Origin of the sequence: Tardiphaga sp. 20_F10_N6_6 (genome assembly GCF_052076045.1) — a bacterium.
In the GTDB taxonomy this organism is placed as follows: domain Bacteria; phylum Pseudomonadota; class Alphaproteobacteria; order Rhizobiales; family Xanthobacteraceae; genus Tardiphaga; species Tardiphaga robiniae.
This window is the reverse complement of the sequence record NZ_CP197239.1, coordinates 1879648-1898497: the sequence shown is the minus strand read 5'-3', so window position 1 is coordinate 1898497 and position 18850 is coordinate 1879648. Positions and strand designations below refer to the sequence as shown.

The 18850-nt window shown below is 61.1% G+C and carries 18 protein-coding genes and 1 tRNA gene; 12 read left to right on the top strand and 7 right to left on the bottom strand.

Going from position 1 to position 18850, the window contains the following annotated elements:
- Positions 1–87: 87 nt before the first annotated feature.
- On the top strand, positions 88–528 hold the full coding sequence (gene hisI, locus AB7813_RS09320; protein ID WP_439083192.1) for a phosphoribosyl-AMP cyclohydrolase: 441 nt from the start codon (positions 88–90) through the stop codon (positions 526–528).
- An 18-nt stretch (positions 529–546) separates the two neighbouring features.
- On the opposite strand, the gene AB7813_RS09315 is transcribed toward hisI, so the two are convergent.
- Positions 547–1233, bottom strand: a complete 687-nt coding sequence (locus AB7813_RS09315) for a hypothetical protein (RefSeq protein WP_439083193.1) — start codon at positions 1231–1233, stop codon at positions 547–549.
- A gap of 227 nt (positions 1234–1460) precedes the next feature.
- On the opposite strand from AB7813_RS09315, the gene AB7813_RS09310 reads away from it, so the two are divergent.
- Both AB7813_RS09310 and AB7813_RS09305 read left to right on the top strand, forming a co-directional pair.
- The gene (locus tag AB7813_RS09310; RefSeq protein ID WP_439083194.1) at positions 1461–2450 is read left to right on the top strand and encodes a transglycosylase SLT domain-containing protein; all 990 of its coding nucleotides are present in this window, start codon (positions 1461–1463) and stop codon (positions 2448–2450) included.
- 286 nt (positions 2451–2736) lie between these two features.
- Positions 2737–3909, top strand: a complete 1173-nt coding sequence (locus tag AB7813_RS09305; protein ID WP_093762054.1) for a DUF2336 domain-containing protein — start codon at positions 2737–2739, stop codon at positions 3907–3909.
- Between the two features lie 168 nt (positions 3910–4077).
- Here AB7813_RS09305 and AB7813_RS09300 read toward each other — a convergent pair whose 3' ends face one another.
- From AB7813_RS09300 to AB7813_RS09280, 5 genes are all read right to left on the bottom strand, one after another.
- The gene (locus AB7813_RS09300; RefSeq protein WP_439083195.1) at positions 4078–4659 is read right to left on the bottom strand and encodes an Hpt domain-containing protein; all 582 of its coding nucleotides are present in this window, start codon (positions 4657–4659) and stop codon (positions 4078–4080) included.
- A 22-nt stretch (positions 4660–4681) separates the two neighbouring features.
- Complete coding sequence (locus AB7813_RS09295) at positions 4682–5227, bottom strand: response regulator (RefSeq protein ID WP_068731951.1); 546 nt, start codon at positions 5225–5227, stop codon at positions 4682–4684.
- 87 nt (positions 5228–5314) lie between these two features.
- Positions 5315–6094: an NAD kinase gene (locus AB7813_RS09290; RefSeq protein WP_120286903.1), complete on the bottom strand. Its 780-nt coding sequence runs from the start codon at positions 6092–6094 to the stop codon at positions 5315–5317.
- 122 nt (positions 6095–6216) lie between these two features.
- On the bottom strand, positions 6217–7605 hold the full coding sequence (locus AB7813_RS09285) for a serine hydrolase domain-containing protein (protein ID WP_439083196.1): 1389 nt from the start codon (positions 7603–7605) through the stop codon (positions 6217–6219).
- A 115-nt stretch (positions 7606–7720) separates the two neighbouring features.
- Positions 7721–8281 carry a tetratricopeptide repeat protein gene (locus AB7813_RS09280; protein WP_439083197.1) on the bottom strand — a complete coding sequence of 187 codons (561 nt, stop codon included), beginning with the start codon at positions 8279–8281 and terminating at the stop codon, positions 7721–7723.
- Positions 8282–8385: 104 nt separating this feature from the next.
- On the opposite strand from AB7813_RS09280, the gene AB7813_RS09275 reads away from it, so the two are divergent.
- The 4 genes from AB7813_RS09275 to AB7813_RS09260 all read left to right on the top strand — a co-directional run bounded on the left by AB7813_RS09275 (position 8386) and on the right by AB7813_RS09260 (position 12019).
- Positions 8386–8859 carry a His-rich protein BRANT gene (locus AB7813_RS09275; protein ID WP_244528493.1) on the top strand — a complete coding sequence of 158 codons (474 nt, stop codon included), beginning with the start codon at positions 8386–8388 and terminating at the stop codon, positions 8857–8859.
- A gap of 213 nt (positions 8860–9072) precedes the next feature.
- On the top strand, positions 9073–9504 hold the full coding sequence (locus AB7813_RS09270; protein ID WP_439064293.1) for a hypothetical protein: 432 nt from the start codon (positions 9073–9075) through the stop codon (positions 9502–9504).
- A gap of 323 nt (positions 9505–9827) precedes the next feature.
- A complete protein-coding gene (locus AB7813_RS09265; RefSeq protein ID WP_089264886.1) occupies positions 9828–10547 on the top strand; it encodes an outer membrane protein in 720 nt (239 codons plus the stop codon).
- A 1397-nt stretch (positions 10548–11944) separates the two neighbouring features.
- Positions 11945–12019: transfer RNA gene (locus AB7813_RS09260), tRNA-Thr, on the top strand.
- A gap of 613 nt (positions 12020–12632) precedes the next feature.
- Here the strand turns inward: AB7813_RS09260 and AB7813_RS09255 are convergent.
- Positions 12633–12818, bottom strand: coding sequence for a hypothetical protein (locus AB7813_RS09255; protein WP_309944882.1), 186 nt, complete (start codon positions 12816–12818; stop codon positions 12633–12635).
- A gap of 37 nt (positions 12819–12855) precedes the next feature.
- On the opposite strand from AB7813_RS09255, the gene AB7813_RS09250 reads away from it, so the two are divergent.
- From AB7813_RS09250 to AB7813_RS09230, 5 genes are all read left to right on the top strand, one after another.
- Positions 12856–13059 (top strand): hypothetical protein, encoded by a 204-nt coding sequence (locus tag AB7813_RS09250; RefSeq protein ID WP_175365674.1) that lies wholly within the window; start codon positions 12856–12858, stop codon positions 13057–13059.
- Positions 13060–13325: 266 nt separating this feature from the next.
- Entirely contained in the window at positions 13326–15416 is a 2091-nt protein-coding gene (locus AB7813_RS09245; RefSeq protein ID WP_439083198.1) for a hydantoinase/oxoprolinase family protein, read from the top strand.
- Entirely contained in the window at positions 15413–17161 is a 1749-nt protein-coding gene (locus AB7813_RS09240; protein WP_439083199.1) for a hydantoinase B/oxoprolinase family protein, read from the top strand. Before AB7813_RS09245 ends, AB7813_RS09240 begins: the two co-directional genes overlap by 4 nt.
- A gap of 1 nt (position 17162) precedes the next feature.
- Positions 17163–17831, top strand: coding sequence for a TetR/AcrR family transcriptional regulator (locus AB7813_RS09235; protein WP_244558570.1), 669 nt, complete (start codon positions 17163–17165; stop codon positions 17829–17831).
- Positions 17832–17850: 19 nt separating this feature from the next.
- Positions 17851–18831, top strand: coding sequence for an ABC transporter substrate-binding protein (locus tag AB7813_RS09230; protein ID WP_439083200.1), 981 nt, complete (start codon positions 17851–17853; stop codon positions 18829–18831).
- Positions 18832–18850 lie beyond the last annotated feature (19 nt).

Genomic DNA, 18850 nt, shown 5'->3' with positions numbered 1-18850 from the left:
TCGCGCGACGATCGTGATTTGCTGCTAGAGTATCGGGCGCATCAAGCGCCCGATTTTCGTTTGACGACCACAGCGAGAGATTTTCCCGTGTCCAATACATCGCACGCGCACAGCCATGATCTCGAAGAAGGCCTCGTGCTCACGCCGAAATTCGACGCTGCCGGTCTCGTTACCGTCGTGACGACCGACGTGGCGAATGGCGACGTGTTGATGGTGGCGCATATGAATGAAGAGGCGCTGCGCAACACTATCGAAACCGGCGATGCCTGGTATTACAGCCGTTCGCGCAAGGCGCTATGGCGCAAGGGCGAGAGCTCGGGCAGGACCCAGCGCGTGGTGGAGATGCGGATGGATTGCGACCAGGATGCGATTTGGATCAAGGTCGAGCAGATCGGCGGAGCCGCCTGCCACACCGGCCGTCGCTCATGTTTCTACCGCGCGATCACCAAGGGCGAGGCTGGGGCAGCGAAGGTCTCGTTCATCGATGCGGACAAGGTGTTCGATCCGGCGTCGGTCTACGGAAGCTGAGCTGGCTCTGATCTCAGGTCACGCCAGCCGGCTGGCGAAATCCTGCCGGGATTCGGCGGCGTTGATGCCGGTTGGATCGGCGATCATGTTCATGTAATCGACCGCCGCCGACCGGAGCTTGCCGTCCTTCATGGTCATGACGCCAGACAGGGTCTGGATGTTCATCGAACGGATATTGTAGTTCTTCCAGGCTTCCGCCTGTTTCACTTCGCTATTGGTCGATTTCTTCTGCTCGTTATAGAGATCGAGCGAAGCTTGCGCCGCCTTCAGGGCATTCAGGCCCGAGACTTCCTTCATCTCCTTGGCAAGCGCCGGATCGTCGCTGAACATCTTCTCGATCTTGGCTTTCCAGGGGCCTTCGGCAGTCACGTTGCCGAATTTGTCGACCTTCATGTGGGTCGCATATTCCGGCGGGATGTTCATTTTCTCGAATGCTTTGGAAAGGCGGTCGGCCAGGGCGTCGGTCCGCTTTGTCAGCATTTCGTCGAATGTATAGGTGAGCCCTTCGGTCGCGGCCTGATCGGCTTTGGCCTTTTCGATAATCGCCTTGGCGCGGTCTGACAGCGATACGAAGGCGGCAGGGGCTGCCGGCGCAGATGCGGGCTTGTCGGATGAGACGGATGGCTTGGCGGGCGCAACGGCGGCGGGGGCCGCTTTGTCCCACGGTTGGGTCGACGTCGAATTCGCGTTTGCGACCGCAACCATCGTGAGCTCCATTTCCGCCGCCGACGGGAGCGAATCTCCGTCAGACACATACGGAAACACCCTCGCGTTAATGCTCTGTAAAATATGCAACCACGGATGGAGGTGTTGGGCGCCAAAACCGCCTTAGCGTTTCGTTAACCATGAATGTCCCACTGTGTCCGCGGCTTCCGCACGGCTGGCAGGGCGCGATTCCCGGTAGTCATTTCGCGGCAGCGGGGCACCACACTATGGCGGTCGACGCGACCAACCTCGCATCAGCACTCTCGTCAACGCGCAGTCAGGTGACCGGCGCGATCAAGAATGCTGCCGGCACCACGGGCACGAGCTTCGAATATCTGCTCGCCACCGCCAAGATGGAATCCAATTTCAATCCCTCGGCCACGGCTTCGACATCCTCGGCCAAGGGCCTGTTCCAGTTCATCGAGCAGACCTGGCTCGGCACCGTGAAGGAAGCCGGCACGCAGCTCGGCTACGGCAAATATGCCGACGCCATCACCAAGTCGCCGTCGGGAAGTTATTCGGTGAGCGATCCGGCTGCGAAGGCCGAGATCCTGAAACTGCGTGACGATCCCGTCGCGAGTTCAGCGATGGCCGGCGTGCTGACACAGTCCAACAGTTTCAAGCTCACTGGCGAGATCGGGCGCCGTCCCAGCGACTCCGAACTATACATGGCGCATTTCATGGGCGTCAGCGGCGCCTCCAAGCTGATCAACAATGCGGCGAACAATCCGAGCGCATCGGGCGCTGCACTGTTTCCGAATGCCGCCGCAGCGAATCGGCCAATCTTCTACGATCAGAGCGGCAGCGCGCGCAGCGTGTCGCAGGTCTATTCGGTGCTGTCGGCGCGTTATGACAGTGCTGCGAATTCCACGGCGACGCGGACGGCGATGGCATCCGCGGGTGTGGTGACGGCGCAGGCGGTCTCGCCATTGACGCCTACCAGCAATGCGACATTCCTGTCGCGCTTCCCGGATTTGAGCACGGCGCAGGTCGCAAGCTTTGCATCCGATCGGTCATCGGCGGCCGTGCAGGAACAGCCGATTTTCCGGTCGCTGTTCCAGGGGGGCGATCGTGCGCAACCTGTGTCGCCGGCCGTTCAGGAATTGTGGGGCAACCGCACGTCACTGACGTCCACGTCGCTGCCGAAGGCACCTGAAGTCGGCGTGCCCAAGCCGCTCGATCTGTTCAGCGATCGCGCCGGGACTTTTAGTAGTTGAACAACATGTCATTCCGGGGCGCGTGCGTCTTCGCACGCGAACCCGGAATCCCGGCGTGAGAGTCTCCGAAGGCGCCTAGCCATTTCGGGATTCCGGGTTCGCGCAAGTGCGCGCCCCGGAATGACGAGCAACATGCTCATCCATTTCCCCGCGTGTCCGATCCCTTAATAAAACCTCAACAAACCCATAAGCTTATGGTGAACCGTTTGTTAAGTGGGATGGTTTATTTTCTCTGACAGTGGCATCGCGTTTCGGTGTTGATCTTGTTGCGTAGGCTGGCAGAACCATGATTGTTCGGCAGTTCATCAGTTGGGTACGGACCGCTCCAGCCAGCGAGCGGGCAGAGGCAACGCGCTCTTTGGCGCGGGCCTGGATTTTTTCTGATCTTTCAGACGACGATCGTGCCGCCGCCGAAGGCGCGCTGCTGATGCTGCTCGATGACGCATCGCCGCTGGTGCGCCAGGCCATGGCGCAGGTTTTTGCCCGCGCGCCGTCGGCGCCCCCGGCCATCGTGCAGGCGCTGTCGGTGGATCAGCCCTGTGTGTCGCTTCCAGTGCTCGAACATTCGCCGCTGCTGATCGATGCCGATCTGGTCGACATCGTCGCGACGGGGAACAGCGAACTGCAATGCGCGGTCGCGCGCCGCATCAATCTGCCGATTTCGATCTGCGCCGCCATTGCCGAAGTCGGCTCTGCCGCTGCGGCGCTCGAACTCATTGAAAATCCGTATGCCGAACTGGCGCAATTCTCCTGGGACCGTATCGTCGAGCGTCACGGTCATCTCGCCGCCATCCGCGAAGCGATGCTGGCCCTTGGCGACCTGCCGGCCACGACGCGTCTCGCGCTGGTGGCCAAGCTCTCCGAAACACTGACCCGCTTCGTGGTTGCGCGCAACTGGCTGTCGCCGGATCGTGCCGAGCGCATTGCCGACGAGGCGATGGCGCGCTCCACGGTCAATATTGCGTCGCGTTCGCGCGGCGACGAGATGCGTGATCTCGTGCATCACCTGCGCGAAGCCGGGCAGTTGACCGTCGGACTGATCCTCCGTGCCCTGCTGTCCGGTAATCTCGACCTGTTCGATCAGGCGCTGGTGGAGCTGTCCGGCCTGCCGCAGAGCCGCGTGGCCGCGCTGGTCTATGACGGCGTCGGTGCCGGGCTGAACGCATTGCTTGCCCGCGCAGGCCTGCCGGAGTCGACATTCCCTGCCTTCCGCGCCGCGCTGGCTGCGCGCAATGAAATCGGTTTCATCGGCTCTGTCGGCGGCGCCGTGCGGCTGCGTCGTCGCATGGTCGAGCGTGTGCTGACGGTTTGCGAAACCGACGAGGCGGCGTCCGAGCCGCTGTTGATCCTGCTGCGGCGTTTCGCAACGGAATCGGCTCGCGAGGAAGCGCGGGTGTTCTGCGATGAACTGGCCGAACAGGCGAATGCGCGCGACGAGTATCAGCTGATCGCGGCGTAGGCTCACAGAGCGAGTCATTCCGGGGCGCGAGAAGACGCCGAAGGCGTCGGAACGCGAACCCGGAATCCCGATATGTCTGGCGCTGTCGGAGACTCTCATGCTGGGATTCCGGGTTCAGCTCAATCCGCTGCGCGGCTCGCGCTGCCCCGGAATGACGACTGAGAACGGCTATTCCTTCGGCACGATGCTCGGCGCCGAGATCATCTCGAGATGATCCGGCCGATCCCGATTGACGACCGTCAGATAATCATCAGCAACAGCACGCAGGCGGGCGCTGAGTTCGTTGGCCACGCCGGCCTTCTCGATGGTGTTGTGCTCGCGCACGATGGCCTGGATCGCATCGATATGGTGCTGGATCAGATCCGCCGGCACCGCATCGAGATCGGGGGCGTGTTCGAGAATCCGGCACAGGCTTTCGGCGGCGACGCCAGCGGCAGGAAAGCCGAAGGTCGAGGCGTCGCCCTTGATGTCGTGAGCGGCGCGAAACAGCTCACCGCGGGTGTGCGTATCGAAGCCCTTCTTCAGGATCGCGGCATGGGCTGCGGCGAGGCGGTCGCATTCGCTGCGCATCCAGGTCTTGAACTCGCCGGAGAGATTGGCCAGCGCCTGTTCGGCGCGCGCCACGGGATCGTCGAGCTCGCGATCGATGACACGGCGGATCGCGTGCTTCAGCGTGTTCGGCGGCGTGATGACCTGGTGATCGGCGAAAGCCTGCACCTTCGGCGGCGCCGGCGCTTTGTTCTTGGCCATGGTCGTTTCTCCGAACATTGCGCTAGCCAGTGACACGGGCTTTATCCAGCAGCGACGGCTGCTGCAGAACCTCGGCTTCACCGCCATTGCGGCGTTCCGGTCCGATATAGGCGACGGTTGTGTTGCGGCGGCGGTCGGGCCCGAAATAGTTCTTCGTCTTGATGAAGGGGCGGGGATGCGCGACCACGCTCATGATGCGCAGATAAAGGCCCTTGGCCGAGATCGGCTTGGCCAGAAATTCGGTGACGCCGGCATCGCGCGCCATGGTGATGCGTCGTTTTTCGGAATGGCCGGTCAGCATGATGATCGGCGCGTAGGGATTGCCCTTGGAATCCGGCTGCCGGATCATCTGCGCCAGTTCCAGCCCGTCGAAAATCGGCATCGCCCAGTCGGCGATCACGATGTCAGGGACGTAGTGGCTGTACATTTCCAGCGCCGTGGCGCCGTCCTCGGCTTCGTAGACTTCGCGGGCGCCGAACGAATGCAGCAGCGTGCGCAGGATGCGCCGCATGTGCGGATTGTCGTCGCAGACCAGAAAACGCAGCTTGTTGAAGTCGATACGGAACATGATGCGGCTCGAACCGGGCTGGGACCGTTACCCGATGTTAACCATACCGCGGCGCGTCTTAACGAATGGTTGAGGCGGGCAGGCGCCTCAATATCCGAACTGTTCGCTCAGGATGCGTTCTTCCAGGCTGTGGCCGGGGTCGAACATCATGCGCATCGAAATCGACTTGTCGGAGATGATTTCGACCCGCCGGACGTCGCGGGCTTCCTCGTTGTCGGCGACGGCGGCCACCGGGCGCTTTTCGCCTTCCAGCACCTCGATTGCGACGATCGCCGTATTGGGAAGCAGCGCGCCGCGCCAGCGCCGCGGGCGGAACGCGCTGATCGGCGTCAGTGCCAGCAGCGCGGCATTGATCGGCAGGATCGGCCCCTGCGCGGACAGGTTATAGGCGGTTGAGCCGGCCGGCGTCGCCACGAGGATGCCATCGGCGGCAAGTTCGGCCATCCGTTCGCGTTCATCGATGAGGATGCGCAGGCGCGCCAGTTGATGCGTCTGGCGAAACAGCGAGACCTCGTTGATGGCGTGATGGATGTGCACGCCGCCATGGACGTCCGTGGCGCGCATCAGCAGCGGGTTGATCAGCGTCTCGCGCGCCGCGGTGAGGCGCGCATGCAGATCAAGCGTTGAGAACTCGTTCATCAGGAAACCGACGGTGCCGCGATGCATGCCGTAGATCGGTTTGCCCGTGCGCATGAAGTCGTGCAGCGTCTTCAGCATCAATCCGTCGCCGCCGAGGGCTACGATGATATCGGCGGTTTCCGGATCGGCATTGCCATAGAGCTGCGTCAGCTGGTCGAGCGCTGCCTGCGCTTCCGCACTGGTGCTGGCCACGAAGGCGATCCGGTCATAGCGCTTGGACGGGTTCATCAGGGGATCGCCGGCTCATGCTGCGTGATTGCGCGGGGTCGTCTAGCCGACCTCGCTGGGGCTTGTCGAGCGAAAGGATAGCAGGTCTTTGAGACGGCCGGGCTGCAGGGAGCGCCGCATCGTTAACGGGGCGAGCGGCGCCGGGTTGCTCCATATTTGCGGGTCAGCTCCTCCGCGACCGCCTTTTCGGGCCTTAATTTGCTGCCGGCGAGCCAAACCTCGGTCACTTTCCCGGTCTTGCCACGGACCCTCCGGACTGCTTCCCCATAACTGGAATAACCCGCGGCCGCGGCGATCGTGCCCTTGTCCTTGCCGGTCACCTCGATCTCGGCGACGTCCATGAAGGGATTGATCGCCTGAGGCGTGGCGACCAGCACCCGGTCTCCGATGGGCACCAGATCAAACGCGCTCCATGAGGTCCACATGCGTCCCGTCCAGTCGCGGACGCGCTTCTGCGGCGCGCCGCGCTGGGCGAATGCGCGCAGGATATGCATGGCGCCATCAACCCAGATGGGCGCCCAGCCGTCGGTGGCATTGGTGAAAACCGAGATCGTCAGCTCGCAGGCCGGGATCACGGCGGTGCGCGAGATATAGCCATGAAGTCCGCCATTGTGGCCGAACCAGTCCCAGCCGGCGGTGGTGCCGTTCATGGTGCCGAGGCCGTAATAGCTCTCGATAGTTGCGTGCGGATTGCGCCAGTGCCGCCGCGTCATCTCACGCCGGCCCGCCGCAGACAGCACGCTGTGCTTTGCATTGGGTGCAAGCTGCGCGAAGAAGCGCGCGATGTCGGCTGCGGTGCTGACGAAGCCCGCAGCAGGCGTGATGGCGTGGCACGGCGTGTCGCCGGGAATGACCAGACGGCGGTCGAGCGGAAGCCGCGGCGTATGACCTTGCGCGAGGAGCGCGCCCTTTGTCAGCGGCATGTCGGGCTGGGTCTCGCGCAGGCCGACCGCATCAATGATCTCGCGCCTGATCCAGTCGCGATAGGGCTCGCCGGTGACAGCTTCGATGACGAGGCCGAGCAGGCCAAAGCCATGGTTGGAATATTTCAGCCGCGTGCCGGGCGCAATCGCGGGCGGTTGCTGCAGCTCGGACAATAGCTCCTTCTTGTCGAGATAGGGGCGGCTGTCGATGAACTGCCCGGCGTCGACGCCGTCGCGCGTGATGCCGGCGCTATGCGACATTAATTGTCCGATAGTCGTTGCAGCGACCTGCGGATGCAGGCCTTTCACATGGTCGCCAACGGGATCGTCGAGGCGCAATTTGCGTTGCTCGCGGAGCTTCATCAGTCCGGCAGATGTGAAGCTTTTCGAATGCGAGGCGATCCGGAAGCGATGCCGCGGCGTCAGCTTCTCGCCGGTCGCGAGGTCGGCGTGACCGAAGGCATATTCGGCGACGATCTTGCCGCGATGCGCGATGGCGACGAGGCAGCCGGGTTGCTGCGTCGTTGCCATCTGGAATGAGAGCCAGTCGTGGATGTAGTCGAGCGCGGGCTTCAGCCAGGGATCCATCAGAGGTCTCAATGTGAGGAGAGCGTCGCAGCCGCGAATATGAGCTGATCTCTCAGCCATAACAAAGCCGGCACAATCCGAAGGATTGCACCGGCTGACTGATCCGCGAATGGGATCAGTAGGTGGGACCGGAGCCGGGCGCCTTTTCAAGCGCAGCAGCGAGCGATTTATATTCGGCGGAGTCCTTGCCGCTCAGCATCGCGATCTTGTTGAGATGATATTGCGCCTGATCGCGGTTGCCCTGTTCGACCTGCCACAATCCGTAATACTGCCAGGTGCGGACATGGGCGGGGTCGGCCTTCAGCGCGCGCTCGTACCAGATCTGCGAGACCTTGTAGTCGCCGAGCTTGCGATAGGAGTAACCGATCAGGTTGGCGACATCGGCGCGGTCGTCCTGGCCGAGCGCCTTGAGCTGCGCGATGGCGGCCGTGTAGTCCTGCTTGTCATAGACCGTGGCATAGGCCGCGCGATAATTGGCGAGGAACGCGGTATTCTCGCTGTTCGGATTCCTGGTCTCGGTTTTCTTCTTCTTGTCCTTGGTGCCCTTGGTGTCGGACGCCGGCGGTGCGGAAGGCGTATCGCCGCCTGCGGCATAGGCCGAGGTCATGAAGGGCGTGGCGGCAACGGCCACGGAAAACATTGCCAGCGTCGTCAGCCTGATCGCGAGGTGGGTCATGCAGCGCTCCTGTTTGCAACAGCAATAATCTGACACGGAAGTCTCAGGTTGTGAACACCGGGCGTGGGTGTTCATTCCCGCTTGTGCCGACGTGGGGAGCAGACTTGTGGCAGCAGACTTGGGGCAGGACGCCTGACCCAGCCGATCGTGACGAGGATGTCACCGAGATGAACGAAGCCTGTCCGGCTTCCTCAGAGTGGGTTCAGCACAGCGTCGCTAGTTTGACTGCATTGATCGACAAGCCCGGCCAACCGACCGGTCAACTTCGTGATCGAGACCGACAGGAGACGACCATGTTGAAGAAAATTTCCACCGCGTTGATCGTAGTTTCCATGCTTGCCGCTCCCGCGATGGCTGCCGGTATCGCCAAGACCACGCCGGCGCCGATCACCAAGCCGGTGACGTCGGCCGATAACAAGGTGCAGGCCAAGCCCGGCGTGCTGAACGCAAATGCGAAAATGGTCCGCCATCATCACCGCCATGCCCGTCCTCATCATCGCTTCCATAAGAAGATGAGCGTTCACAAAGTTCACAAGCACACCGCCATCCAGACCACAGTCGCGCACAAGCGCGGCTGAGGGGGCTCCGCGGTCGCGGCCTCATATTGCCCAGCCGCGATCGCGGAGTTTCAACGGCCGGCCTGCTGCGCCTATCCCCTGGGATGCATAACATCCCTGAGGTGCAGCAGGCTGGTTCGTGTCCGTCACCGAGATGCGAATTCCAATTCCCGGGCGAACCGTCTAGGACAGGCATGACGGGGACACGCCTGCGTAATTGAGACGGCACGACGGATGAGACGGCATTTGGGGATATCGGCGAAACAGGCAGCAGCGGTACTGCTGCCGCTGTGGCTTGCAGCATGCGGAGGCGGCGGCGCCGGTGGCATCAGCTTCACGGATGACCAGGGCGTTGCCGCGCAGCCATTTCCGACCAATTATCGCGTGGACCTTCTGGCGTTCTTCAAGACCTATCTGAACAATCCGGTCGGCGTTCGTGACGCCATGATGGCGGAGCCGGTGCAACGCACCGTGGGCGGCCGGCTGCGCTATGTCAGTTGCGTGCGCTACACGGCGAAGGATTTCGATGGCAGATACACCGCGCCGCAGGAGCGGGCGGTATCCTATGTTGACAAGCGCCTCGATCGCATTGTCGACAATGTCACTGAGGCCTGTGCCGGCGCCACCTACGCGCCGTTCCCCGAAATGGAAAAGATGACGCGGTAGCGCGTTGTTGGCAGCTCTTTAGATCTGTTGTCGGTGCTCGATGCGATCACGATCAATGCCGACGTTGGCGCCCTCAACTGACCGCAACGTCGCCACGAGATTGCCGCAGCCCGGCGTGGGTATCTGGACACTGAAAAACCCGATCAAGTTCGTGTGAGCATTGAACCAAAAGCCATTTCGCGCCGCCTAAAAATGAATAAATCCAAAAGTGTTGCTGCTTTGTCGCAGTCGGCAAACATCGATGTGGCAACGCCTGCCGTGAAGCAACCAAACTGCCGCCACGTTGTTTTTCGAGGGTCATTACGCAACACAGGGGAACAACCATGAAGAAGCTTCTGCTCAGCGCGTCGGCCATCGTTGCCGTGGCCGCGATCTCGTCTTCAGCCTTCGCTGCCGACCTTCCGGCGCGGACCTATACCAAGGCCCCGGCCTATACGGCGCCGGCTTTGGTCTACAACTGGACCGGTTTCTACATCGGCGGTCATCTCGGCGGCGCCTTCGGTGACGGCAACAGCCTCGTCGGCGATAGCGGCCGGTTCATGGGCGGTGTGCAGGGCGGCTTCGACTATCAGTTCGCCACCAACTGGGTGGTGGGTGTCGAAGCCCAGTACAGCTGGCTGGCGAGCAGCAATACCAGCCTCGTCTTCCCGAATGGCACGACCATCACGGGCGGCGGTAACGATCAGCTCGGCTCGGTCACCGGTCGTCTCGGTTACACTTGGGGTCCGGCACTGCTCTACGCCAAGGGCGGTTACGCCTGGAAGGATAACAACAACCTGACCATCGCCGCTGTGGCTCCCGCGGTTGCTGTGATCGATGGCAACAAGAAGGACGGCTACACGGTCGGTGGCGGTCTCGAATACATGTTCTCGCCGAACTGGTCGGGCAAGGTCGAATATCAGTACTATAACTTCGGCAACACCACGATCACCTCGACGGCCATTCCCGGCGGCTCGACCAGCTTCAACAACGACGAGCACACCATCAAGGCCGGTCTGAACTATCGCTTCGGCTGGGGTGGCCCGGTGGTCGCCAAGTACTGAGCAAGTACGAAACCGCTTCAATCTTCGACGGAAAGGCCGGCATCACGCCGGCCTTTTTGTTTGTGGGGATTCGTCATGTGCCGCTGCGCGTCGCTGATCATCGCTTCAATGCGACCGTCATCCTCTCCACGTCATGGCCGGGCTTGACCCGGCCATCCATCTTTCTTGTGCGACGGTGTGCGGGCGAAGCTGGATCCCCGGGTCAAGCCCGGGGATGACACCTGTGGTGCGGCGCCTGCGCGTCATTCACGGATTCAACTGTCAAACAGCCACTGCTCTCCAGACATGCGTCATCACCCCCATTATTTGCGGCGCGGGGGCGCCGTCGTTGCTTGCATTCCCGCCCCCTAGTGAGAGGGCGTGCGGAACGCCAGGTGCCCGTTGCACCCTTGGGCCTGATGCGATGCGGTCTTCCGCAATTTAGAGTGCATCAGGACTTTCGGAGGCGCCGAGCAAGTGCCCGACGTTCCGCCTGCGGTGTTTTTTCGGTTGCCTGCACATCTGCCATGGCGAACGGTCCCATCACCAAAATTAATGTCCCAGGGCGGGGGGACAGGGTAGCCGCAAAGCACTTGGCCGAACGCGTTTCGATTTGGTCGTCCGTCACACTGTCCAGGGGTTTGTCCATCTCAAGGTCGGCCGTGTCCTTGCCAGTGGCAGTGCTGGCGCAGATCCGTCCTGCCCGAAGACAGACGTCCCCCCCATGAACCGCGTAACGCCGCATCTCCGGCGTCCACCGCATCCCACCCCGCGAACGTGACGATCGCGATCGCCCCTCTCGGTGGGGCAGGATGAATGGGGATATAAACCTGATGGGGATGGTGTCAACGGGAGATAGGAAAATATGTTCGGGTGCGCTCAGCCCGAGTCCACCTCACACTCGTCATTCCGGGGCGCGGCCGGCACTTGCCGGACGCGAACCCGGAATCTCAGCATGGGAGTCTCTAGTCAGTGCTAAACACTTCGAGATTCCGGGTTCGCGCTCTGCCGGCTTCGCCGGCGACGCACGCCCCGGAATGACGAGCGCGGGGCAGTAGACAGTCGAGCTCTCCGCTGCCCCCGCACCAGGAATCGAAAGTAAACGAGTCCTGAATCCCGGGAAAAATAAGGTTCGAGACTCCCTTGCCAGAATCGCTTGATGGTTGTCGGGCGATGAGAATGATCGACAATATCCGCAGCGACGGGGTGCAGGTGGCACTCACGGTCGCCCTGCTGGCCGCCTGCGCGGTCAATCTGCTGCTGCTTTACGCGTGGCTGTAAACGCGTGCGCCGGTTTGGCGCGCGCGGGAGTAGCCCTTGCCGGACAACTCTGATATCTGACTGCGCGACGCGGGCAGGCGTCTGATCCTGACGTCCTGTTTCGATCTCGGGTAATCAATTAACCCATTGATCTTGTTGCCGGTTTAGCTCAGCGGTAGAGCAGCGGTTTTGTAAACCGAAGGTCGGGAGTTCAATCCTCTCAACCGGCACCATTTCGCATTTTCACCGAAAGTTTCTGCCAAGTACCTGAAAGGGAGCGAAAATTCGGGAGTTCGATACACCCCGTTTTTGCCGTATCTTAGAGGTGTTTGAAAGGCCAGTCTCAGTACGGTCTGACGCATCACGTAGTCGCCGTTTTCGTAGATGTACCAAGGGTTTGCCAGAAATCTCAGGGCCAGTTCGATACAATCCTCCAGCCGCCCCTTGGGCGGTACCGTTCTGGCAACCCGTTCGGCGAGAACGATCTTTTCGCGTTCGAGCTTTTCGATCCGGGTCTCGTAAGCGCTCACAACCGATGGGCTGGAGGCATCGACGACGCGATCCAAGAGATTTCCGATCTGCCGTTCGACATCCGTAAATTGCTTTTGAAGCGCACTCTTCTCGTTTTTGGCAGCGGCCAGCCGCATGTCCCAAGCATCACATAGCATTGCCTTGGCCAGATCGAAGAGCCCTTCCGCGGGCTGCAAGGTCTTGATGATCTCTGCAAAGCCGTCTTCGAGCTTCGCGCGCGGCACTGACTTGCTTTTAGCCTCACAGCCCCGAGTCATGCATAAATAATAAGGGTAGTGACGGTAGCGCCCCTTCGACCATGCGGCGGTCATCGGGTTACTGTCGATTAACTGGTGACTTCTCCAGCGGTGTCTCGCCGTCGAGCCAGTCCCCTTCCTCGGCCAACGCGAGCCATGCAGCTTCCATGCGCTTGAAACGATTCCTGGCTGGCTCGCTATCGGATGCAGCAGCCATCTCCGCGCAGTTCTCTGCATTCGCCCGGTAAGTGTCGGACTGTTTCATTGTCGGATCCTACGCTGTCCGGAGGGAGCGTGGAAGCGTGGAACAACTTCCCGCGTTGCGGTATAACATCGGCATGAAACCAACGAAGTCGCTGAGGAAGCAGGCCGAGAAAGCCGAGGCCGTAGCTCATCGCTCGGAAGACACCGAGCATGCTGAACGGATGCGGAATCTGGCTGAAGCGTTCCGCGCGCAAGCCGATGCCCTGAAGGCTGCAAGGAAGAAGGGGAAAGTGAAGAAATAGCCTTCGCCTTATTGGCTACTGCCTTTCAGCCGGTCAAATATTCATCCAATAAACCGACTGACGCATCAGCGAACGTTAGCGTAGCTATCAAGAAGCCGAACCCCAACCCTACGCTTGGTCGTGCGTCGCCAGCCAATCCCTCATGATCAAAAGTGAGCTTTTAGCCTGTTTTTCGGGCGCTAGGCGCTGAAAACAGCAGCTTGACACTCTGCATCCTCTAGCCGAGATTATTGACTAACTGGTTAGTAATGACGAGGTGAGCGATCGTGGTTGTGGCGTCAGGCGGAAAAATCCGGGTTGCGGTCGATATCGGTGGGACATTCACCGACATTGCATTGTTCCTTGAAACCGGTCTGATCCATCAGAGCAAGGTGTCGTCGACGCCTGCCGATCCGAGTCGGGCGGTTGTTGACGGCGTCGGAAGCCTGCTGGCGGAGCTATCGATTGCGCCTTCGGCTGTGGCCGAAGTGCTGCACGGCACCACCGTCGGATCGAATACCATCCTGCAACGGTCGGGCGCCAAGACTGGACTGATCACGACGCGCGGCTTCCGGGACGTGCTGGAGATCGGGCGCATCCGGATGCCCGACATGTTCGACCTGACATGGGTGAAGCCGCAGCCATTGGTGCCGCGCCGGTATCGTATGGAAGTGACCGAACGCATGGCGGCGGACGGAACGACGGTCGAGCCGCTCTCCGAAGCAAGCGTCATCGCGGCCGGAGAGGCGCTACTCGCCGAGGATATCGAGGCCGTCGCTATCGCATTCATCAACAGCTATCGTAATCCGGCGCATGAATTGCAGGCCGAAGCGATTTTGCGGGCCAATTTCCCGCAATTGCTGGTGACGACATCCTGCGCGGTGCTGCCCGAGATGAAGGAATATGAGCGGACCAGCACGACGGTGGTGAATGCATATCTGTTGTCGGCCATGCGCACTTATCTGCAGAAGCTTGAATCGGGTCTGCGCTCGATCGGCGTGGCTGCGCCCATTCTGGTCATGACCTCGAATGGCGGCATGCTGGCTGCCAATGTGACCTGCGAGAAGCCGGTGCTGGTGGTGGCGTCCGGTCCTGCGGGCGGTGTCATCGGCGCGGCACGGCTCGGCATCGCGCGTGACGATCGCGACGTCATCGTGTTCGACATGGGCGGCACCACGGCCAAGGCGGTCATTATCGAGGACGGCCGCCCGACCATGACGTCGGAATACGAATTCCGCGATGGAATTTCGACGTCGAGCCGGTTCATCAAGGCCGGCGGCTATATGCTCAAGGTGCCGGCTATCGATATCGCCGAGGTTGGCGCCGGCGGCGGCTCCATTGCCGGCATCGACAAAGGTGGCCTGCTGGTCGTCGGCCCGCAATCCGCAGGTGCCGTTCCGGGCCCGGCCTGCTATGGGCTCGGCAACACAAAGCCGACAGTGACAGATGCCAATGTTGTGCTCGGTTTCATCAACGCCACGTCGCTGGCTGGCGGCAATCTCAATATCGATCGCAAGCTAAGCGAGACTGCCATCCGTACCCATGTCGGCGACCCGCTCGACCTCACTCTACTGGACGCCGCACATGGCATTCGTGCCGTCGCCAATGCGGCGATGGCGCGTGCCGTGCGCGCCGTCACCGTCGAGCGTGGTCGCGATCCGCGCGATCTCACGTTGACGGCATTTGGCGGCAACGGGGGCGTGCATGCGCCGGATCTCGCGCGTCAGTTGGGCATTCCTCGCGTCGTGGTGCCGCCGATGTCGGGAGTTTTCAGCGCACTGGGCATGCTGGCTTCCGATATTGAGCATACCGCACTGAAAACCGTCAGCCTATATCTCGACGGGATGCAGGTCTGCGACCTCAAGGCGATCAAGTCCGAGCTGCAACAGCAAGTGGCCGGGCAACTCGCCGGCGATGGCTATCAGGCCGAACGCACGATGTTTCTGTGGGAAGCCGATTTGCGCCATGAAGGTCAGGCCACCGAACTCACGGTGCCGTTCGAGGGCGAAGATTTCGATCAGATCCGTGAGCGGTTCATCGCCGAGTATTTCAAGACCTATGGCTATCGTGACGCCACGCCGATCGAACTGATGAAAGTGCGCGTGGCCGGGCGCGGCCTGCGCGAGAACCGCCTGGATTTTGCGGCCATGAAGATCGCCGCGCGGCAGGGCGCATCGCGTTCCGGAACCCGCGACGTTTCCTTCGCGCGTGGCGAGGCCGCTGTCGCGGTCGAGATCGTCGATCGCGGCGCGGTCGGAATGTCGCCACGGCAGGGACCTCTGATCATCGAGGAATTCGACGCCACCATCATCGTGCCGCCCGATGCTCGGGTGCACAAGGATGCGATCGGCTGCATTGTGCTGGAGTTCGAGGTATGAAAGTCGATCCGATCACCTTCGCGGTCATCAAGAGCGGCCTGGATTCCATCGCCGACGACATGGCCTATACGGTCGTGCGCATAGCGCGTTCGGAAATCGTCAAGGACGTGATGGATTTTTCCGCGGCAATCTGTGCCGGCGACGGCCAGATGGTGGCGCAGGCCAAGACCATCGCCCAGCATCTCGGCGCGATTCCAGAAGCCATGGCCTCCGTGCTCGGCAAATACGAAGGCGATCTGCACGACGGCGACGTCGTCATCATGAACGATCCCTATCACGGCGGCATGCATCTGCCTGATATCTTCATGTTCGTGCCGATTTTCCACAGCGGCAAACGGCGCGCCTTCGCCGTGGTGATCTGCCATCACACCGATGTCGGCGGCCGCGTGCCCGGCTCCAACGCGTCGGATTCGACCGAGATCTATCAGGAAGGGCTGCGGATTCCGCCGCTCAAGCTCTATGACCGCGGTGTGCTGAACACGACGCTAGAGGCGCTGATCAAGATCAACGTTCGGGTTCCGGATCGGGTCTGGGGCGATCTTTCGGCGCAATTTGCGGCGGCTCAGGTCGGTAAGCGCGGCTTGGAGAAGCTGATGCAGCGTTACGGCGTGGACGATGTCGACGCCTATATGCAGGAACTGCTCGACTACGCGGAACGATTGACCCGGCAGGAGATCAAGACCTGGCCGAAGGGTACGTACAGTTTCATCGACTATATCGATGATGACGGATTTTCCGATACGCCGATCCCTATCAAGGTTGCAATCACCGTCAACGGCGACGGTACGCTGCTGGTCGATTACACGGGCTCTTCGCCACAGGTGAAAGGAGCGTTGAATTCGACGCTCAGTTTCACACATTCGCTGACTTATCTCAGCATACGCTGCGTGCTGGCTAAGGACGTGCCGAACAATGTCGGCCTTTTTCGTTGCATTACAGTGAAAGCGCCGGAAGCTTCCGTGCTCAACCCGATCATGCCTGGGCCGTGCGCGGCACGTGCGCTGACGGGGTATCGCGTGTTCGATACGATGCTCGGAGCACTTGCGCAGATCGTGCCGGACAAGGTGCCAGCCGCAGGTGAGGGCGGCAACAGCGTCATTTGTATCAGCGGCCTGCGACCTAACCGCCAGCCTTTCATCATCGTCGACATGATCTGCGGCGCCTGGGGTGGTCGTCCCGACAAAGACGGGCTTGAAGCGGTTACCAATGCCTCGCAAAATCTCTCGAACATGCCGGTCGAAGTGATGGAGGCTGAGCATCCGGTGCGAATCGAGGATTACTCGTTCGTGCCGGACAGCTGTGGTGCTGGACAATATCGCGGCGGTGTCGGCATTCGCCGTAGTTATCGTATCCTCGCGCCGGAAGCGCTGCTGCAATTGCGCACCGACCGCGTCAAATTTCATCCCTATGGTCTCAATGGGGGCGAGCCCGGCGGCTTGTCGAAGAACTACATCGAGATCGGCAATGAGCGTAGTGCCATTCCTGGCAAGATCACGCGGAATGTCACTGAGGGCGCGCTCCTGATCCACGAGCAGGCCGGTGCAGGCGGCTTCGGCAATCCGCTGCTGCGTGATCCCTCCGATGTGCGCGAGGATTTCCTAGACGGCAAGATCACGGCCGAGTTCGCGCGAAAGCATTATGCTGTGACATTCGGCCCGCGTGGCGTGCTGGACGTCGAGGGAACTGCGGCACTACGATCCTCACGGGACGCCCCGCCATTACCGGAAGGGCGCCATGGAGCTTAGTGTGGCCGCGCCCAGCAAGATCACCCGCAATCCGGAAGCGAGCCGTGCCAAGATCCTGGACGCGGCACGGATCGAATTCGTCTCCAACGGGCTTAACGGCGCGCGCGTCGATCGCATCGCCGAACAATCCGGTGTCAACAAGAACCTGATCTACCATTATTTCGGCTCCAAGGACGAGCTCTATCTGGCAGTGCTCGAGCGCATCTATACGGACTTGCGTACTAAGCAGCAGGACGAAGACCTGCGCGGTCTGCCGCCGGTCGAAGGCATGAAGCGACTGGTCAGCAGCACGTTCGATCATTTCGTTGCGACGCCGGATCTAATCCGGTTGATGAGCATCGAGAACATCCATTATGCGCAGCACCTCAAAAGTTCGAGCACCATCAAGCCGCTCTATCGCGGGTTGCTCGACACGATCCAGATCCTGCTGAAACGCGGCCAGACCGAGGGTGTGTTTCGCGCCAATGTCGATGCGGTCGATCTCTATATGTCGATCTCCGGCCTCGCTTACTTCTTTCTGTCCAATCAGCACACATTGTCCTGGCTGCTCGACCGCGATCTCGCGGCGCGCCGACGTGTGCTCAAGAGACGCCAGCACGTCGTCGAGATGGTGCTGAGCTATTTGACGCAGAATTCGCCGGCAGAAGCGGATGGCGCCGACACAGAGTAATCAAACCGGAGATTGGGATATGAGAAGGCTTTTTCTATCGACCCTGATGCTTCTAGGTGCTGCGGCCGGCGCGGGTGTTTCGCCTGCTCTGGCTCAGGATAAATTGTCGGTGCGGCTGGATTTCTCGCCATGGGGCGTGCAGGCGGCCATGCATCTGGCTCAGAACCGCGGTTGGTTCAAGGAAGCCAAGCTCGATGTTGATATTCAGGATGGTCGCGGCTCTGGCAATACGATTCAGTTGGTCAATGCCGGGCAGGCGGATGTCGGTCAGGTTCAGGTGGGGTTGGTTGGCTCAGCGCGAGCCAAGGGCGCCACTATTCGCTCGATCGCGACGTTCCAGCGCAAGACCGATCTCTGCATTCTGGTCGACAAGACGTCGCCGATGGAGAAGGTCGCCGATTTGCGCGGTAAGAGCGTCGTCGTCTTTGCGGCAAGCCCATGGGCGCCCTTCATAGACGTCTATCTGAAATCCGGCGGACTGACGCGTGACGATCTCAAGGTTGAAGTTGTCGATCCGGCCGCATTGTGGGGCACCTATATTGCCAAGCGATCCGATGGTCTGATGTCGACCGTCGGTTCTGCGCTCCCGCTCGCGGAAGCGACCCGCCCGTCGAAGTGTCTGTTGGCATCTGATGCGGGCATTGCGTTCCCGAGCTACGGCCTGGTCGCACGCGACGAAGTGATCGCCAGCAAGGGACCGGCGTTGAAGCGTCTGATCGAGGTGCAGCAACGCGCTTGGCAGCATCTGCGTACGAATCCCAACGACGGCGTGAAGGCGATGATCGCCGAGCGTCCGGACGCCAAGCTGGACCCCGTGGTGCTGCTCGGACAGATCAAGCTGACGCTGGATTACTTCAATACGTCGGCGTCGCAGGGCAAGCCGATCGGCTGGCAGGCACAGGCGGACTGGGAAGCGGCGGGCAAGTCGATGGAGGCCGCGGGCGTATTGCCGGCCGGCTGGAAAGCGACGGACTACTACACCAACAGCCTCGTTGAGTAACATGGCGCCTCCTGCTTCA

What these genes read in the sequence shown, in the direction of transcription:
- AB7813_RS09315 (WP_439083193.1), bottom strand. Translation starts at nt 1,233, where the DNA reads ATGGTTGCGGTCGCAAACGCGAATTCGACGTCGACCCAACCGTGGGAC.
- AB7813_RS09310 (WP_439083194.1), top strand. Translation starts at nt 1,461, where the DNA reads ATGGCGGTCGACGCGACCAACCTCGCATCAGCACTCTCGTCAACGCGC.
- AB7813_RS09305 (WP_093762054.1), top strand. Translation starts at nt 2,737, where the DNA reads ATGATTGTTCGGCAGTTCATCAGTTGGGTACGGACCGCTCCAGCCAGC.
- AB7813_RS09300 (WP_439083195.1), bottom strand. Translation starts at nt 4,659, where the DNA reads ATGGCCAAGAACAAAGCGCCGGCGCCGCCGAAGGTGCAGGCTTTCGCC.
- AB7813_RS09295 (WP_068731951.1), bottom strand. Translation starts at nt 5,227, where the DNA reads ATGTTCCGTATCGACTTCAACAAGCTGCGTTTTCTGGTCTGCGACGAC.
- AB7813_RS09290 (WP_120286903.1), bottom strand. Translation starts at nt 6,094, where the DNA reads ATGAACCCGTCCAAGCGCTATGACCGGATCGCCTTCGTGGCCAGCACC.
- AB7813_RS09285 (WP_439083196.1), bottom strand. Translation starts at nt 7,605, where the DNA reads ATGGATCCCTGGCTGAAGCCCGCGCTCGACTACATCCACGACTGGCTC.
- AB7813_RS09280 (WP_439083197.1), bottom strand. Translation starts at nt 8,281, where the DNA reads ATGACCCACCTCGCGATCAGGCTGACGACGCTGGCAATGTTTTCCGTG.
- AB7813_RS09270 (WP_439064293.1), top strand. Translation starts at nt 9,073, where the DNA reads ATGAGACGGCATTTGGGGATATCGGCGAAACAGGCAGCAGCGGTACTG.
- AB7813_RS09265 (WP_089264886.1), top strand. Translation starts at nt 9,828, where the DNA reads ATGAAGAAGCTTCTGCTCAGCGCGTCGGCCATCGTTGCCGTGGCCGCG.
- AB7813_RS09255 (WP_309944882.1), bottom strand. Translation starts at nt 12,818, where the DNA reads ATGAAACAGTCCGACACTTACCGGGCGAATGCAGAGAACTGCGCGGAG.
- AB7813_RS09240 (WP_439083199.1), top strand. Translation starts at nt 15,413, where the DNA reads ATGAAAGTCGATCCGATCACCTTCGCGGTCATCAAGAGCGGCCTGGAT.
- AB7813_RS09230 (WP_439083200.1), top strand. Translation starts at nt 17,851, where the DNA reads ATGAGAAGGCTTTTTCTATCGACCCTGATGCTTCTAGGTGCTGCGGCC.